This is a genomic window from Luteimonas terrae, assembly GCF_031457535.1.
Taxonomy (GTDB): Bacteria; Pseudomonadota; Gammaproteobacteria; order Xanthomonadales; family Xanthomonadaceae; genus Luteimonas; species Luteimonas terrae_A.
This window is the reverse complement of the sequence record NZ_JAVDWO010000009.1, coordinates 41,979-56,024: the sequence shown is the minus strand read 5'-3', so window position 1 is coordinate 56,024 and position 14,046 is coordinate 41,979. Positions and strand designations below refer to the sequence as shown.

15 protein-coding genes are annotated in these 14,046 nt (G+C 69.7%); 6 read left to right on the top strand and 9 right to left on the bottom strand.

What is annotated here, in order from left to right; genetic code table 11:
* Positions 1-100: 100 nt before the first annotated feature.
* Positions 101-1,249: an efflux RND transporter periplasmic adaptor subunit gene (locus tag J2W68_RS11795; RefSeq protein WP_310236127.1), complete on the bottom strand. Its 1,149-nt coding sequence runs from the start codon at positions 1,247-1,249 to the stop codon at positions 101-103.
* A gap of 110 nt (positions 1,250-1,359) precedes the next feature.
* On the opposite strand from J2W68_RS11795, the gene J2W68_RS11790 reads away from it, so the two are divergent.
* The 3 genes from J2W68_RS11790 (at position 1,360) to J2W68_RS11780 (ending at position 4,181) form a co-directional block, all read left to right on the top strand.
* Positions 1,360-2,001, top strand: a complete 642-nt coding sequence (locus J2W68_RS11790) for a TetR/AcrR family transcriptional regulator (protein ID WP_310236125.1) — start codon at positions 1,360-1,362, stop codon at positions 1,999-2,001.
* Between the two features lie 137 nt (positions 2,002-2,138).
* Positions 2,139-2,801 (top strand): protein-L-isoaspartate O-methyltransferase family protein, encoded by a 663-nt coding sequence (locus J2W68_RS11785; RefSeq protein WP_310236121.1) that lies wholly within the window; start codon positions 2,139-2,141, stop codon positions 2,799-2,801.
* An 18-nt stretch (positions 2,802-2,819) separates the two neighbouring features.
* On the top strand, positions 2,820-4,181 hold the full coding sequence (locus tag J2W68_RS11780) for a TolC family outer membrane protein (protein WP_310236118.1): 1,362 nt from the start codon (positions 2,820-2,822) through the stop codon (positions 4,179-4,181).
* A gap of 13 nt (positions 4,182-4,194) precedes the next feature.
* Here the strand turns inward: J2W68_RS11780 and waaA are convergent, their stop codons facing one another.
* A complete protein-coding gene (gene waaA / locus J2W68_RS11775; RefSeq protein ID WP_310236115.1) occupies positions 4,195-5,535 on the bottom strand; it encodes a lipid IV(A) 3-deoxy-D-manno-octulosonic acid transferase in 1,341 nt (446 codons plus the stop codon).
* A 150-nt stretch (positions 5,536-5,685) separates the two neighbouring features.
* On the opposite strand from waaA, the gene lpxL reads away from it, so the two are divergent.
* Entirely contained in the window at positions 5,686-6,600 is a 915-nt protein-coding gene (lpxL, locus tag J2W68_RS11770) for an LpxL/LpxP family Kdo(2)-lipid IV(A) lauroyl/palmitoleoyl acyltransferase (RefSeq protein ID WP_310236113.1), read from the top strand.
* A 260-nt stretch (positions 6,601-6,860) separates the two neighbouring features.
* Here the strand turns inward: lpxL and J2W68_RS11765 are convergent, their stop codons facing one another.
* From J2W68_RS11765 to J2W68_RS11740, 6 genes are all read right to left on the bottom strand, one after another.
* On the bottom strand, positions 6,861-8,216 hold the full coding sequence (locus tag J2W68_RS11765; RefSeq protein WP_310236112.1) for an O-antigen ligase family protein: 1,356 nt from the start codon (positions 8,214-8,216) through the stop codon (positions 6,861-6,863).
* Positions 8,191-9,312: a glycosyltransferase gene (locus tag J2W68_RS11760; RefSeq protein ID WP_310236110.1), complete on the bottom strand. Its 1,122-nt coding sequence runs from the start codon at positions 9,310-9,312 to the stop codon at positions 8,191-8,193. Before J2W68_RS11760 ends, J2W68_RS11765 begins: the two co-directional genes overlap by 26 nt.
* Positions 9,313-9,334: 22 nt before the next feature.
* Positions 9,335-9,526, bottom strand: a complete 192-nt coding sequence (locus J2W68_RS11755; protein ID WP_159682038.1) for a zinc-finger domain-containing protein — start codon at positions 9,524-9,526, stop codon at positions 9,335-9,337.
* A 59-nt stretch (positions 9,527-9,585) separates the two neighbouring features.
* On the bottom strand, positions 9,586-10,266 hold the full coding sequence (locus J2W68_RS11750) for a hypothetical protein (RefSeq protein ID WP_310236108.1): 681 nt from the start codon (positions 10,264-10,266) through the stop codon (positions 9,586-9,588).
* A 75-nt stretch (positions 10,267-10,341) separates the two neighbouring features.
* Positions 10,342-11,058, bottom strand: coding sequence for a YceI family protein (locus tag J2W68_RS11745; protein WP_310236107.1), 717 nt, complete (start codon positions 11,056-11,058; stop codon positions 10,342-10,344).
* 63 nt (positions 11,059-11,121) lie between these two features.
* Positions 11,122-11,709: a malonic semialdehyde reductase gene (locus J2W68_RS11740; protein WP_310236106.1), complete on the bottom strand. Its 588-nt coding sequence runs from the start codon at positions 11,707-11,709 to the stop codon at positions 11,122-11,124.
* A 97-nt stretch (positions 11,710-11,806) separates the two neighbouring features.
* Here J2W68_RS11740 and J2W68_RS11735 point away from each other — a divergent pair, with 97 nt between their 5' ends.
* Positions 11,807-12,778 carry a mitochondrial fission ELM1 family protein gene (locus tag J2W68_RS11735; protein ID WP_310236103.1) on the top strand — a complete coding sequence of 324 codons (972 nt, stop codon included), beginning with the start codon at positions 11,807-11,809 and terminating at the stop codon, positions 12,776-12,778.
* 119 nt (positions 12,779-12,897) lie between these two features.
* Here J2W68_RS11735 and gph read toward each other — a convergent pair whose 3' ends face one another.
* Positions 12,898-13,572 (bottom strand): phosphoglycolate phosphatase, encoded by a 675-nt coding sequence (gene gph, locus J2W68_RS11730; protein ID WP_310236100.1) that lies wholly within the window; start codon positions 13,570-13,572, stop codon positions 12,898-12,900.
* 139 nt (positions 13,573-13,711) lie between these two features.
* Here gph and J2W68_RS11725 point away from each other — a divergent pair, with 139 nt between their 5' ends.
* The gene (locus J2W68_RS11725; RefSeq protein WP_310153078.1) at positions 13,712-14,011 is read left to right on the top strand and encodes a DUF2218 domain-containing protein; all 300 of its coding nucleotides are present in this window, start codon (positions 13,712-13,714) and stop codon (positions 14,009-14,011) included.
* The last annotated feature ends 35 nt before the right edge of the window (positions 14,012-14,046 follow it).

Sequence of the window (14,046 nt, the reverse complement as noted above, 5' to 3'; positions counted from 1 at the left end):
CAAGGACGCCGCGGCGGGTACCCGCCCCCACCCGTCCTCCCCCGCAGGCAGGGGAGGTGTGATTGCCCCGAGCTGGACCGGCTTGCGATGGCGGCATGCTTCATTTCACTGCTGCCGGCTTCGCCGCCTGCAACTGCACAGGCCGGTTCTCGCGATCCACCGGCGTCACCCGCTGCCCTTCGCGCAGCAGATGCCCGCCGGCGGCGACCACCAGCGCGTCGGGCGCCAGGCCCGACAGCACAGGCACACTGCGCGCGCCATACGCTCCGGTCTCGACCGGCACCGAACGCAATGTGCCTTCGGCGCGATCGACAACCCAAACCGCCTTTGCCCCATCCACGCCCGGCTGGATCGCGGTCAGCGGCACCTGCAGCGCCGTCTCCGGCGTTGCAGCGGCGAGATACACGCGTGCGCTCTGGCCAAGTTCGAGGCCTTCAACCGCATCGTCGGCGATCGCCACGCGCGCGGCGTAGGTGCGCGCCTGCGGATCGGCGGCCGCAGCGATCTCGCGGATCGTGCCCGGTACGCGCACGCCCGGGCGATTCCACAATTCGATCTGCGCCGGCTGGCCGATCGCGAACGCGGCGATGCGTGACTCCGGCAGAGCGATCGCGACTTCGCGGCCGTCGTCACCGGCGAGCATGAAGATCGCCTGGCCCGCCGCGACCACCTGCCCGGCTTCGGCCTCGCGACTGGCGATGAGGCCGTCGCGCGGCGCACGCAGCTGGGTATAGCCCGCCTGATTGCCGGCGACATCCGCCTGCGCGCGCGCGGCGCGCAGCTGCGATTGCGCAGCGGTGTAGGCCGCGTCCTGCGCGTCCATCTGCGAGCGGCTGATCAGCTGCTGGTCGACGAGTGCGGCGTACCGCGCGCGATCGGTCCGGGTGCGGGCGTACTCGGCCTCGGCCGAAGCGACCTGCGCCTGGGCCGACTGCTGCTGCAATCGCAGGTCACCGGGATCGATCTCGGCCAGCACCTGGCCGCGGCGCACGTGCGCGCCCGCATCGACATCGCGTCGCAGCAGCTGACCACTCACCTGGAACGCCAGCGCGCTTTCCTCACGGGCACGGATCTCGCCCGGGAATGCGGAAGCGCCGCTGTCGCCGGACGCCGCAGGCGTGACCACCAGGACCGGACGCGCGGCCGGCTCGGGCACGTGGCGGTCGCCGCAGGCAGCCAGGGCGAGCGCGCAGACGATGATCAACGGCAGGCCACGGCGCGCGGGGAGAAGCAGGGTCAGGCGGCGCATGGCGACCGTCCAGCGAAAGGGATACGGAGGCGTATCCTATATTTTCAGAACTCATTGGTATAGTATTACCGGCCATGTCGACGCGCCCGTCCACGCTGACCCCCGTTCCGATGCCCGAGAAGGCCACGGCCGGCCCTGGCCGCCCGAAGGATCTGGCCAAGCGCGCGGCGATTCTCGAAGCCGCGGAGCGCATGTTCCTGCAACAGGGCTACGAAGGCGTCAGCATGGACCAGATCGCGGCCGAGGCCGGCGTGTCCAAGCTGACCGTCTACAGTCACTTCGGCGACAAGGACACCCTGTTCACCGAGGCCGCAGCGCGTTATTGCGAACAGCAGATGCCCGATTCGGTGTTCGAGCCGTCGCCGTCGACGCCGCTGCGCCAGCGCCTGCTGGAAGTGGCCGAAGCCTTCTTCACGATGGTGTCCTCGCCCGAGGCCGTCGCCGGCCACCGCCTGCTCTGCACGCCGCAGATGGTCGAAAAGCGCCTGCCGCAGCGTTTCTGGAAGGGCGGCCCCGAGCGCGTGCAGTCTGCCTTTGCGACGCTGCTGCGGCGCCGGATCGAAACCGGCGATCTCGACATCGACGAAGCCCTGGTGCCGACCGCCGCGGCGCAGTTCTTCGTGCTGCTCAAGGGCGATCTGCACCAGCGGATGGTGTTCGACTGCGACGAAGCCGGCAATTGTGCCGCGCAACGGCGCGCACACCTGGACGCGTCGGTGGACATGTTCCTGCGCGCCTACGGGCGTCGCTGAACACTGTCACATGGGCCGCCCGCGTGCCGTCTGGGCCGGTGACTTCCGGCACTGCGTCGACTGCCACACCCCCGCGATGATGAACCCGCGCCCGCACCGCTAGAATTGCGGGCTGGCGAACGAAGGAACCCGCAACAATGATGATCGACTACGCCAAGGCCCGTGCGGCGATGGTGGAACAACAGGTCCGGCCCTGGGACGTGCTCGATGCGCGCGTGCTGGAGACGATCTCTCGCGTGCCGCGCGAAGCATTCGTCGCCGAGCCGCGCCGCGCGCTGGCCTATGCCGACCTCGAGCTCCCGCTCGGCCACGGCGAGCTGATGCTCAAGCCCGTGGTCGAAGGCCGTGCGCTGCAGGCGCTGAAGCTCGAACAGGGCGACGAGGTGCTGCAGATCGGCACCGGCAGCGGTTATCTAGCTGCGTGCATGGGCTATCTCGCCCGTGACGTTGTCAGCCTGGAACGCCACGACGACCTCGCCGACGCCGCCCGCGGCCGTCTGCAGGCGCAGGGCATCGCCAATGTCGAGGTGGTCGCCGCCGATGCGTTCGCGTGGAACACCGACCGCCGCTTCGACGCGATCTGCGTCTGTGGCGCCGTCGACGTGATTCCCGAGCGCTTCGTGCAGTGGCTGCGTCCCGGGGGCCGGATGTTCATCGTCCGCGGCCGCGCGCCTGCCATGGAAGCCGTGCTGGTCCATCGCGAAGGCGACGCTGTCAACGCGACGCGCATCGAATCGTTGTTCGAGACCGGGCTCACCTACCTCGCAGGCGCCGCGCCGGTGCCGCAGTTCACTCTCTGATCGTCCAAGGATCCCTCCATGTTCCGCCGCCCCCTGTTCCTGTCGCTTGCGCTCGCGCTGACGTCCAGCCCGCTGCTGGCCGCCGACCTCGTCCAGACCTACGAGTTGGCCCGCACCAATGATCCGACGCTGTCGATCGCCGAATCGCAGCGCCTGTCGACCAAGGAGGGCGCGGTCCAGGCCCGCGCCAACCTGCTGCCGCAGATCAACGGCAGCGCCTCGCTGAGCGACAGCCGCGTCGCCGGGTTTTCCGGCCGCGGACGCACGCGCAGCTACGGCATCAATGCGGGCCAAGTGCTGTTCGACTGGGGCCAAGTCTCAACGCTGCGTTCGCAGCGCGCGTTGAGCACGGCGGCCGACTTTCAGCTCGACGCCGACAACGATTCGCTGATCACGCGCACCGCCGCGGCGTATTTTGACGTGCTGGTGGCGACCGAAACCCTGGCCGCTGCCGAAGCCGCCGAGGCCGCGTTCAAGCGCCAGTTCGATTTCGCCGACAAGCGCCTCGAAGTGGGCCTGGCGCCGATCACCGACGTGCACGAAGCCCGCGCGCAGTACGACGGCGCCCGCGCGAACACGATCGTCCAGCGCAACGCGCTGCAGGATGCCTACCAGGCCCTGGCCGAAATCACCGGTTCGGAAATCCGCGACCTGCGCGGCCTGCCTGACGATTTCACCCCGCAACTGCCGGAAGGCCGCGACGCGGAAGCGTGGGTTGCGACTGCCATCGAGCAGAACCCTCAGCTGCAGGCGTTGCGCTACCAGGTGACCGCGTCCGAGTACGGCGTGACCGCGGCGAAGTCGGCCCATCTGCCGACGCTCGATCTTGGCGCCAGCTACGGCAGAAGCGACAGCTGGGGCGAAACGAATCAGGGCACGCTAGGCCGCAACGGCGAAACCAACAGCATCAACCTGACGCTGACCGTGCCGATCTTCAGCGGCGGCCGTACGCAGTCGCTGGTGCGCCAGTCGATCGCCCAGCGCGACATCACCGCCGACCAGTACGAAGCCCAGCGCCGCGCGATCGAGCGCAATACCCGCAGCGCCTACCAGAACCTCGTCGCCGGCATCACCGAGGTCGAGGCACGCCGTCTCGCACTGGTCTCGGCCAACAGCGCTTACGAGGCCTCGCAGGTCGGTCTGGAAGTCGGGACGCGTACCGTGATCGACGTGTTGATCAACCAGCAGAACCTGTTCTCGGCGCGTCAGGCTTATGCCTTCGCCAAGTACAACTTCCTGCAGAGCCGTTTGCTGCTCGAGCAGGCCGCGGGCACGCTGGACATCGGCAACCTGCAGGACGTGAACCGCCAGCTGACCGTCGACGTCAACAGCGTCGGCGCGTCGACCGGGACGGGTGCGGCCACGCCGCCGCCCCAGTAAGCGTTCCGGGATTTCAGTTCGACGACGGCGCGGATCGCAGGATCCGCGCCGTTTTCGTATCCGGCACCGGCAGGTCCGGCTCGATCAGTGCCAGCGTGCGCGCCAGCGCGCCGCGGCCGTTGGCGACAAGCGCGCGCCCGGCCTCGGCCATCGCGTGTCGCGCGTCGGCATCGTCGAGCAAGGCCGCGATGTGGTCGTGCACCGCGTCCGCATCCGCGCCGATGCGCAACGCGTCCGCGCGCCCCAGCTGCTTGGCGATGTCGGTGAAGTTCTGCAGATGCGGACCGGTGACCACCGGCGTGCCGACCGCGGCCGGCTCGAGCAGGTTGTGGCCGCCGATGTCCTGCAGGCTGCCGCCGACGAAGGCGACATCGGCGCAGGCGAAGAACAGACCGAGTTCGCCGAGCGTGTCGAGCACGAAGACGTCGTCGCCGGCATCGGGCCAGGTGGTCAGCGCGCGCGTCGCCACGCGCCAGCCGGCGTCGACGCCCAGCTGCATCGCGCTGCGGAATCGCTCGGGATGGCGCGGCGCCCAGATCAGCAGCAGGTCCGGCCAACGCGTACGCAAGCGGCGATGGATGCCGACGACCGCCGCTTCCTCTTCGGGATGCGTGCTGGCGGCGATCCACACCGGGCGCGCGCCGGCGTATCCGCGGAAGTCCGCAACCAGCCTGGCGATCTTCGCCTCGTCGGGGGTGATGTCGAATTTCAGGTTGCCGGTGTCGATCACCGCATCACGCAACGCGCCCAGTTTCACGAAGCGCTTGCCGTCGTCGGCAGACTGCGTCGCAACCCGCCGCACCGTGCGCAGCGCGCGCGCCACCAGCGGCCGCAGCACGCGATAGCCACGCAGCGAACGCGCCGACAGCCGTGCGTTGACGATCACCGTGGGCACGCCGGCATCACGGCAGCAGAACAGCAGGTTCGGCCACAACTCGGTCTCGACGATCAGGCCGATCTGCGGGCGGAAATGGCGCAGGAATCGCCGCACCGCGCCCGACAGGTCGTAAGGCAGATAGACGTGCTCGACGCGATCGCCCCACAGCGCGCGCACGCGCTCCGAGCCGGTCGGGGTGATGGTGGTGACCAGCAGGCGACGCGCGGGATCGCGGGTGAGCAATGCATTGATCAGCGGCGCCGCCGCATTGACCTCGCCGACCGACACCGCGTGCACCCACACCGGCGCCGTCAGCGGCGGCGTGCGGTAGATGCCGTAGCGCTCGTCCCAGCGCAGCAGATAGGCCGACTGCCGGAACCCGCGCCAGATCAGATGATAGACCGTGATCGGCGCAAGCACGACGAGCACGGCCGAATAGAGGCCGCGCAGCAGTCGTTCTGTGGTGTCGGCCGGCATCCGCACAGGATAGCGGATGCCATAGAGCCGGGATTCGGGATTCGAAAGCAGCTCTGCCACCCCAGAAGGCGGACGCAGGCCTCACTGCGCGGAATGCGTTGCCCGATGACCAGCAGCCGGCCTGCGACGCACAGCTTCTACAATGACCTCATGTCGTCCGCCCCTCCTCTCCGTCCACGCCCGCCGCTCGCACCCCGCCACTGGCCCGCTTGGATCGGCATCGGCCTGATGGCGCTCGCTGCGCGGATTCCATGGCCGCTGCAACGCGCGCTCGGTCGCGGTCTCGGCAACGCCTTGCGCATCGCGCTGGCGAGCCGTCGCCGCGTGGCCGCGCGCAATCTCGAACTGTGTTTTCCGGAACTCGACGCGCCGGCGCGAGACGCGCTGCTGCGTCGGCATTTCCATGCGCTGGGCATCGGCCTGTTCGAATTCGCACGTGCCTGGTGGGGCTCGATCGCACCGCTGCAGCGCGGGCTGATCGTTGAAGGCGTCGAACATGTCGAAGCCGTGCGCGCGGCGGGGCGTGGCGTGATCGTCGTGTCCGGGCACTTCACCACGCTCGAAGTCTGCGGCCGTCTGATGTGCGACTACGTTCCGCTGGCCGGCATGTATCGCCCGCATTCGGAAGCGGCGATGGAATGGGCGGTGCGCCGCGGGCGTGCGCGCTACGCCGCGGCGATGTTCCCCAAGCGCGACGTCCGCGGCGTGGTGCGACATCTCAAGCGCGGCGGTCTGCTGTGGTACGCGCCCGACCAGGATCCCAGCGGCGGCGATGCGGTCTACGTGCCGTTCTTCGGCCGTGCTGCGCACAGCCTGACTTCGACCCATTCGCTCGCGCGCCTGTCCGGCGCCGCGGTGATGTTCTACCGGCATGTGCGTCGCGACGACGGCGGCTACACGCTGACGCTGTCCCCGGCGCCCGAGCCCTATCCGACGTCGGACGCGACCGTGGACACCGCGACGGTCATGGCCGGCATCGAGAACATGGCCCGCGCGGCGCCCGACCAGTACCTGTGGATCCACCGGCGCTTCAAGCGCCAGCCCGATGGTGAGTCGCTGTACTAGGCGAGGATTTCGCGAATCCAGATGTCGGTCCGCCGGTGCCTTGCAGCGCTCCGAGATTCGACTGGGCTGCGCTCCGCACGCGGCGTCAACGGTCTCCAGGCACCTCTCCCTCCGGGAGAGCGCCTGCCCCGGACCCGATCCGGGGTCGACGCGCGGACGCGTCGGATGAGGCAGGGGGGTTGCGCGGTCAGCTTTAGAGAACGCCCTCACCCCAACCCCTCTCCCGGAGGGAGAGGGGCTCGACCCGCCGCGCGTTGACGTCAGCGCAGCACGCCGTCCTGCGGCTGCACCGGTTCCACGCGCGCCAGCAGGCTGCCGGCATACAGGGCCGACAGCAGCAGGGTGAAGCCGCCCCAGAAGGTCGAATAGAACGCGAGATGCGTGTTGAGCGGGAACACGGTGACCGCGAGTGCGAGCATCGCCGGACGCGCCTGCTCCCGGGCTTCGGGCGAGGCGAAGCGCCAGGCCCGCCAGGCCATGGCCACGCCGGCCAGCCACATCAGCAGGCCGATGAGTCCGGTTTCACTGCCGATCTCGAGCACGATCTGGTGGGCGTGGAACGCGGGGCCGTCGCCCCAGGCGGCCATCTCGTCCGGACGCGGATCGCAGCCGGGGAAGGCTTCGCGGAAGCCGCGTGCGCCCACGCCGTTGATCGGATTCTCACGGACCATGCACAGCGCCGCGTCCCAGATGCGGGCGCGGCCCGACAGGGCGTTGTCGACGCCGGCCTCATCGGCCGACAGGCCCATCGCGGTGCGCTCGATGCGCTCGCGGACCTGTGGCGAACTCACGGCCGCGACCACCGCGACCACGAGGCCCGCGGCGAACACCGCCAGCAGGCGGCGCCAGCCGAGCAGGCGCCAGCCGGAGAACAGCAGCACCAGCGCATAGGTCAGCCACGACGCACGCGAACCGGCGAACAGCAGGACGATGCCGATCGCCGCGCTCGCGATCACCCAGCCGCTCGCACCGAAGCGGCGACCGGCCCAGTACAGGCCGAATGGCGACAGGCTAGCCAGCACCACGCCGAGCTTGAGATTGCAGGGCCCGAGGACGCCGCCGAGACGGTCGGCGCGTGCGATCTGTTCGACCGTGCACATCGGTCGGCTACTGATCAGTTGCTTGAGATGGTCAATGCCGAAGAACAGCGGACTGGTGCCGAACACGACTTCGCACAGGCCGTCGATCGTCCACACCGCGACGATCACCGCGAGGCCACCGAGCGTGATGCGCCGGCCACGACGTGTCGCGACGGCAGACGCCACCAGCCACAGGAACGGGAGATAGCGCAGATCGACCAGGGCCTCGCGCAGTGCGCGTCCGACATCGACCGAGTCCACTGCCGAGATCAGCTGCGGCAGCCAGTAGGCGAAGAACAGCACGCTGGTCAGCGCCCATGCCGGCGCGCTGAGCAGCGCGGCGCCGCCGCGGAAACGCGCGCCGACCAGATGGATGATTGCGGCCAGCGCGCCCAGCACCATCACGCCCTCGGCATAGCCGGGTGCGGGCCACAGGATCACGAACGCCAGCACCCAGTGCGGCGCCCAGCGCCAGCCGACGGGGCGCGGCGCACGCGCGCCGGTCGCGGTTTCAGTTGTCGTCGTCGAACTCGTCATAGACCGCGAGGGTCGCCTCCTGCATCGCACGCAGCGTGTCGGGCATCGTACCGGCTCGCGCCGGCGCTCGCGTGACCAGCGCGCGTGCGGCGCGCGCCAGCGCGGCGCGGTCGAACGGCGCCACCGCGCCTTCGTGCTGCAGGTGTGCGAGCAGTTCGCCGACCCCGCCATGCGCCCAGCCGACGACCGGACGCGCGCACGACAACGCTTCGAGCACGGTACGACCGAAGGCCTCGGGCTTGCGCGAGAGCTGCAGTACCAGGTCGCTGGCGGCGTAGGCCTGCGCGATCGCAGCGGTGGGCTCGGTCATCGCCAGCGCGTCGCCGCAGCCGGCGGCGTCAGCCGCGCGTACGAGTTCATCGAGATAGGCCTCGCGTCCCGCCTCGCGCGCGCCGGGCATCCACAGACGCGCATCGAGGCCTTCGGCGCGCAGATCGGCGAGCAGCGCGATCGCGTCGTGGTGGCCTTTGAGTCGCGTGCCGCGGCCGGGCAGCAGCAACAGCGGGCCGTCGCCACCGAGCGCGGGCCAGCGCGCGGCGACCTCGGCGCGCGCAGCAGGATTCGGCTGCGGCGTGGCCGGAAATTTCGTCGGGTCGATCCCGCGCGGGATCACCCGCAGGCGCTCGCGGGGCGTGGCCGGATAGTGCTGCAGCAGATAATCGCGCACGGTGTCCGATACGCAGATCACCCGCTCGCCGCGCGCCATGATCGCGCTGTAGCGCGACGGCGAATTGAGCCCGTGCATCGTGGTGACGAAATGCGGACGACGCGCGTCGGGCATGCCACGCAGGGCCCACCAGCCGATCCACGCCGGTAGTCGCGAACGGGCATGCACGATGTCGGCGCCGGACTCGGCGAACAGGCGGCGCAGCGTGCGCACATGACGCAGCACCCTCAGCGATTTCGCACCGATGTCGAGGGTCACGTGGGTGGCCCCGGTCGCCTCCAACGCGGGCACGAGGCGTCCGCCAGCGGAGACGATGATCGCGCGATGGCCTGCCTCGGCCAGCGCCTGCGCGATCTCGATCGTGGAACGCTCGACGCCGCCCGACGACAACGCGGGCAGCAACTGGATGACGGTCAGCGGTCGACGCATGCGGGCGCGCAGCGCGCCGTGGTCAGTCGACGAGAACGAAGTGCGCGCCGCAGTACGGGCAGTCGGACTCGCCGTTCTCGGCTTCGATCGGCAGATAGACGCGCGGATGCGAGTTCCACAGCGCCATCGACGGCAGTGGGCAGCTCAGCGGCAGGTCGGCGCGGCGCACTTCGTAGCGCTGGGCGGCGTTGGCTTGCGTCGGGGCTGCGGTCATGACGGCGGGTTTCATCGGCGTGGAGGCCGCCATTCTAACGCGCGGCCGTGCAGGCGGGCTCAGCCCGGTAGGGTGATCAGCAGCAAGACGGCGCCACCGGATGCGGCGACCAGAGCGGTGGCGATTGCATCAGAGTGCCAGCCCAGCGCATCGCCGGCCGCCAGCAGCTGACCGTCGACGGCCACGCCGCCGTGCAGGACCTGCAGCCAGTGGCGCTGGCCTGCATCGAGTGCAAGATCCAGGCGCGCACCCGGCGCCAGTCGCGCATGCCGCAGCCAGGCCTGCTGGCGGATCGGCAGACTGTTTTCAGCGCCGTCGGGCGCGGCCAGCAGCGTCCATCCCGCCTCGCTGGCAACCCGCGTAACGCCGGTGGCGGGCGGCAGATTGACGCGGTCCGGCTGGATCGCGATGCGCAGCACGCGCGCACCCTCGGCACCCGCGGTTTCGACCGGCGTGTCACTGCCATGGCCGGCACCGGTCCACACCAGTGCGCCGGCGTCGAACGGGACGCCATCGCGCATCAGCGTGCCGTCGAGCACCAGCGTCAGCAGCTCCATGTTCGCCACGCGCTGCGCCGGCACGGTCGCGCCGGGCGGCAGCTGTTCTTCGTTGAGCTGGCGCAGCGCCCCGAAGCCCAGCCAGTCGGGATCGTGGAAATCGCCGCTGGAGAACGTGCACAGGCGCGTGCGCGTGCCGTGCATGTTGCGGCCGCGCTGGTCGGCGGAACGATGGACTTTCATGAGGGCAGATCCGGAACGCGGAAACGAAAACGCCGGCGCCGGGAGACCCGGGCGCCGGCGTCGTGACGCGGAATCTTACTGCGCGGCAGGCGCGGCCGGCGCATCGCCCTCGGCGACGATGGCTTCCGTGGTGATACGCAGCTCGACCTCGTCGCTCACGTTGGGCGCGGCCATGCCGACGCCGAAATCGCTGCGCTTGAGCTGGGCCACGGCATCGAAGCCCGCGGCGGCGCGCTTGGCCATCGGCTGTTCGCCGAACTTGTTGATGGTGACGTCGAGCACCACCGGCTTGGTGATGTCCTTGATGGTCAGGTCGCCGGTGACCTTGAGCTTGTTGGTGCCGGCGCTTTCGACCGCGGTGCTCTTGAACGTGGCATTCGGAAACTTGGCGGCGTCGAAGAAATCGGCGCTGCGCAGGTGCTCGTCGAAATCACCGACGTGCGAGTTCAGGCCCGACAGCGGCAGGGTGACTTCGACCGACGAGGCGCCGACGTTCTCGGCGTCGTAGACGATCTGGCCGGAGACGTCGCCGAAATGCGCGATCGGGTTGGAGAAACCGAAGTGGTTCCATTGCGCGATCACGTCGGTGTGCTTGGGGTCGAGCACGTAGGTGCCCGACACACCGGCAATGGCCTCGGCGGTCGGCGCGGTTTCGGCCATCGCTTCCGACGCCGGCTGCGCGGGCGTGGATGCAGCGGCCGCGGTCGTATCCGCCGGCGCCGGGTCCTGCTGGGCGCAGGCGGCGAGGGCAAGGGCGGCGGCAAGCGGGAGCAGCAGGTGGGCGGTACGCATGGCGGATCCTCGAACAGGTGGGTGGAGGCCGCGCAGTCGGAAGGACCGCGCAGTGGAAAACCTTCAGACGATGCGCGCGGCTTCGTCGAACGGCAGGCGCGGCGAACGCGGGAAGATCGTCGACGCATCGCCGGTGCCGAGATTGATCAGAAAGTTCGACTTGATCGCGGTGCCGGCGAAGAACGCCTCGTCCACCTTGGCGTTGTCGAAGCCCGACATCGCACCGGTATCGAGACCCAGCGCACGTGCGGCCATGATCAGATACGCGCCCTGCAGGCTGCCGTTGCGGAACGCCGGCACTTCGCGGTTCTCGCGCGGGCCGTCGAACCAGCTCTTGGCATCGGTGTGCGGGAACAGGAACGGCAGCTTCTCGTGGAAGTCCTCGTCGTGGGCCACGATCACGGTGACCGGCGCCGACATCGTCTTCTCATAGTTGCCTTCGCTCAACGCTGCACCGAGCTTCGCCTTGCCCTGCGCCGATTTCACGAACACGAAACGCGCGGGCGACGAATTGGCCGACGTCGGCGCGAACTTCAGCAGATCGTAGAGCTGGCGCAACGTGTCGTCGCTGATCTCGCCGCTGAAGCCGTTGTAGGTGCGGGCGGTGCGGAACAGCTGGTCGAGCGCGGCATCGGGCAGAACATCGGTCATCGGGCAACCTCGGATCGGATGGGGCCAGGCAGGGCCGCAGTGTAGAGTCCTGCGGCGGCGCGGCGCGTGGGACGGCGCAGAACGGATGATCACATACGTGGAACGTCGACCAGGCGAAGAACGGGATTGCGGACGGATCTGGGCGCTCAGCGATGGGCGCGCCGGCAACGCGCGCCAGGCCGAAGCGCTGGCGGCCGCGTTGTCATCGAACACCGAAGTGCTGCATCTGGAGCCCCGCGCGCCGTGGCGATGGGCCGCGCCGCGGCGTCTGCCCGGCGCAGGCCAGGCCTTCGGCGACGCCTACGCCGCGCGGCTCGACACGGCCCCGGACATCGCCATCGGCTGCGGCCGACAGGCGGCGCTCGCGACCCGGCTGGCCGGTCGACGCGGCGCACGCACGGTGCAGATCCTCGATCCGCGCATCGATCCGCGGCACTGGGATCTCGTCGTCGTCCCCGAACACGACGCCCTGCGTGGTGACAACGTGCTGGTCGCACGCGGCAGCCTGCACCCGGTCGACGACGTGTGGCTGGCGAGCGCGCGCGAGGCGCATCCGGCGCTCGGCGCCCTGCCCGGCCCGCGCATCGCGGTGCTGCTCGGCGGCGATTCGCGGCACGGGCGTTTCGACGTCGCCGCGTTCAACGCGCTCGCCGATCGGCTCGACGCGATCGTCGCGCGCGAGGGCGGCAGCCTGCTGCTGACCGGTTCGCGGCGAACATCGCCAGGCGTGCGTGATGCGTTGCGTGCGCGCTATGCGGGACATGCCGGCTGCGTGTGGGCGGAGCAGCGCGACGGCGCGAATCCGTATGCCGGGATGCTCGGCTGGGCCGACCGCATCGTGTGCTCGTCGGACTCGGTCAACATGCTCTCCGAGGCCTGCGCGACGCACGCGCCGGTGTTCGTGTTCGCGCCCGGGCCACTCGAGGGCGCGCCGCAGCGCTTTGTCGATGGACTGTTCGCCGATGGACGCGCCCGGCAATTCGAGGACGCGGTGCCTGCGTTCGACGTCACGCCTTTGCGCGAAACCGCGCGGATCGCAGCCGAGGTGCGGGCGCGGCTGGGGCTTTGACACCCGCCGCGATTGCGGCAGGTGCTTTTTGTAGGAGCGCGCTTGCGCGCGATGCGACGATCACGCAACCGGCCATCGCGCGCGAGCGCGCTCCTACAGGGATCCGGGGGTCGGCGCCGTCAGCGCAGTTCGAGCAGCTGGTCGAACCGATCGATCACCGCACGCGCACCGCAGCCATGCAGATCGAAATCGCGCCGATAGCCGTAGGCGACCAGCACCAGCGGGGCGCCGGCCGCGATCGCCGCGCCGGCATCGGCGACCGAATCGCCAACCATCAGGCACTGTGCGATGTCGACGCCGAAGCCTTCGGCCAGATGCAGCAGCGGCAGCGGATGCGGCTTGCGCTCGGGCAGGTCGCCGGCGCCGAGCGCCGCGTCGAAATAGCCGTCGATGCCCAGCGCCTCGAGCAGCGGCGGCACGAACTGCGCGGGCTTGTTGGTGCACACCGCCATGTGTACACCCGCGGCCTGCAGCGCCTGCAGCGTCGATTGCACCCCGGGATACACCTGCGGATCGAGCAGCAGGCAGTCTTCGTAATGCCGCAGGAAGCGCGGCATCACCGCATCAACCGTCTGCGTCTCGCCGGCGTGCTGCAGCGCCGAGGTGATCAGCTGGCGGGCGCCGTCGCCGATCCAGCTGCGTACCGTGGCTTCGTCGACCTGCGCATGGCCGAGCTCGGCCAGCAGGCGGTTAACTGCCTCGGCAATGTCGGACGCGCTGTCGACCAGGGTGCCGTCTAGATCGAACAGCACGACCGGCCAGGGGAACGCGCGCGGCGCGGCGGAATCGGCCATGGATCACCTGCGTGAAAACGGGTCGCCCAGTGTGCGGCATTCCGCTTGCAACACTGCGTCGGCGCGCCGGGGTTCACGACGCGCGGCCGCGCGCCTATGCTCGCGAGCGCGGCGACGCGCCGCCCGCAGGAGTCCCCCCATGTCGATCACCACCACCGCGACCACCACGTCCAACGACGCCCCGCGCCTGCTGCGCACGCTGTGCAATCACTGGCGGCACAAGTTCGAGATCACCCGCGACGACGAAGGCGGTCACGCGTTCATCCCCTTCCAGGGCGAAGAAAACGGCGCCGACTTCTTTGTCGAGGACGACACGCTGCGGATCGTGCTGACCCAGCCCACGGCCGACGACAGCGAGCGCTACCAGCAGGTCATCGAGAACCATCTGCAGCGCTTCGCGCGCGACGAGACCTTGGCGTTCGACTGGCAGCCGGGTTGAGTGTGCTTTGAAGCCTGTCCCCGCATGCGGGGGAA

Bases quoted from the DNA above. Each gene is read 5' to 3' on its own strand.
- J2W68_RS11795 (WP_310236127.1), bottom strand. From the start codon at position 1,249: ATGCGCCGCCTGACCCTGCTTCTCCCCGCGCGCCGTGGCCTGCCGTTG.
- J2W68_RS11790 (WP_310236125.1), top strand. From the start codon at position 1,360: ATGCCCGAGAAGGCCACGGCCGGCCCTGGCCGCCCGAAGGATCTGGCC.
- J2W68_RS11785 (WP_310236121.1), top strand. From the start codon at position 2,139: ATGATGATCGACTACGCCAAGGCCCGTGCGGCGATGGTGGAACAACAG.
- J2W68_RS11780 (WP_310236118.1), top strand. From the start codon at position 2,820: ATGTTCCGCCGCCCCCTGTTCCTGTCGCTTGCGCTCGCGCTGACGTCC.
- waaA (WP_310236115.1), bottom strand. From the start codon at position 5,535: ATGCCGGCCGACACCACAGAACGACTGCTGCGCGGCCTCTATTCGGCC.
- lpxL (WP_310236113.1), top strand. From the start codon at position 5,686: ATGTCGTCCGCCCCTCCTCTCCGTCCACGCCCGCCGCTCGCACCCCGC.
- J2W68_RS11765 (WP_310236112.1), bottom strand. From the start codon at position 8,216: ATGACGAGTTCGACGACGACAACTGAAACCGCGACCGGCGCGCGTGCG.
- J2W68_RS11760 (WP_310236110.1), bottom strand. From the start codon at position 9,312: ATGCGTCGACCGCTGACCGTCATCCAGTTGCTGCCCGCGTTGTCGTCG.
- J2W68_RS11755 (WP_159682038.1), bottom strand. From the start codon at position 9,526: ATGACCGCAGCCCCGACGCAAGCCAACGCCGCCCAGCGCTACGAAGTG.
- J2W68_RS11750 (WP_310236108.1), bottom strand. From the start codon at position 10,266: ATGAAAGTCCATCGTTCCGCCGACCAGCGCGGCCGCAACATGCACGGC.
- J2W68_RS11745 (WP_310236107.1), bottom strand. From the start codon at position 11,058: ATGCGTACCGCCCACCTGCTGCTCCCGCTTGCCGCCGCCCTTGCCCTC.
- J2W68_RS11740 (WP_310236106.1), bottom strand. From the start codon at position 11,709: ATGACCGATGTTCTGCCCGATGCCGCGCTCGACCAGCTGTTCCGCACC.
- gph (WP_310236100.1), bottom strand. From the start codon at position 13,572: ATGGCCGATTCCGCCGCGCCGCGCGCGTTCCCCTGGCCGGTCGTGCTG.
- J2W68_RS11725 (WP_310153078.1), top strand. From the start codon at position 13,712: ATGTCGATCACCACCACCGCGACCACCACGTCCAACGACGCCCCGCGC.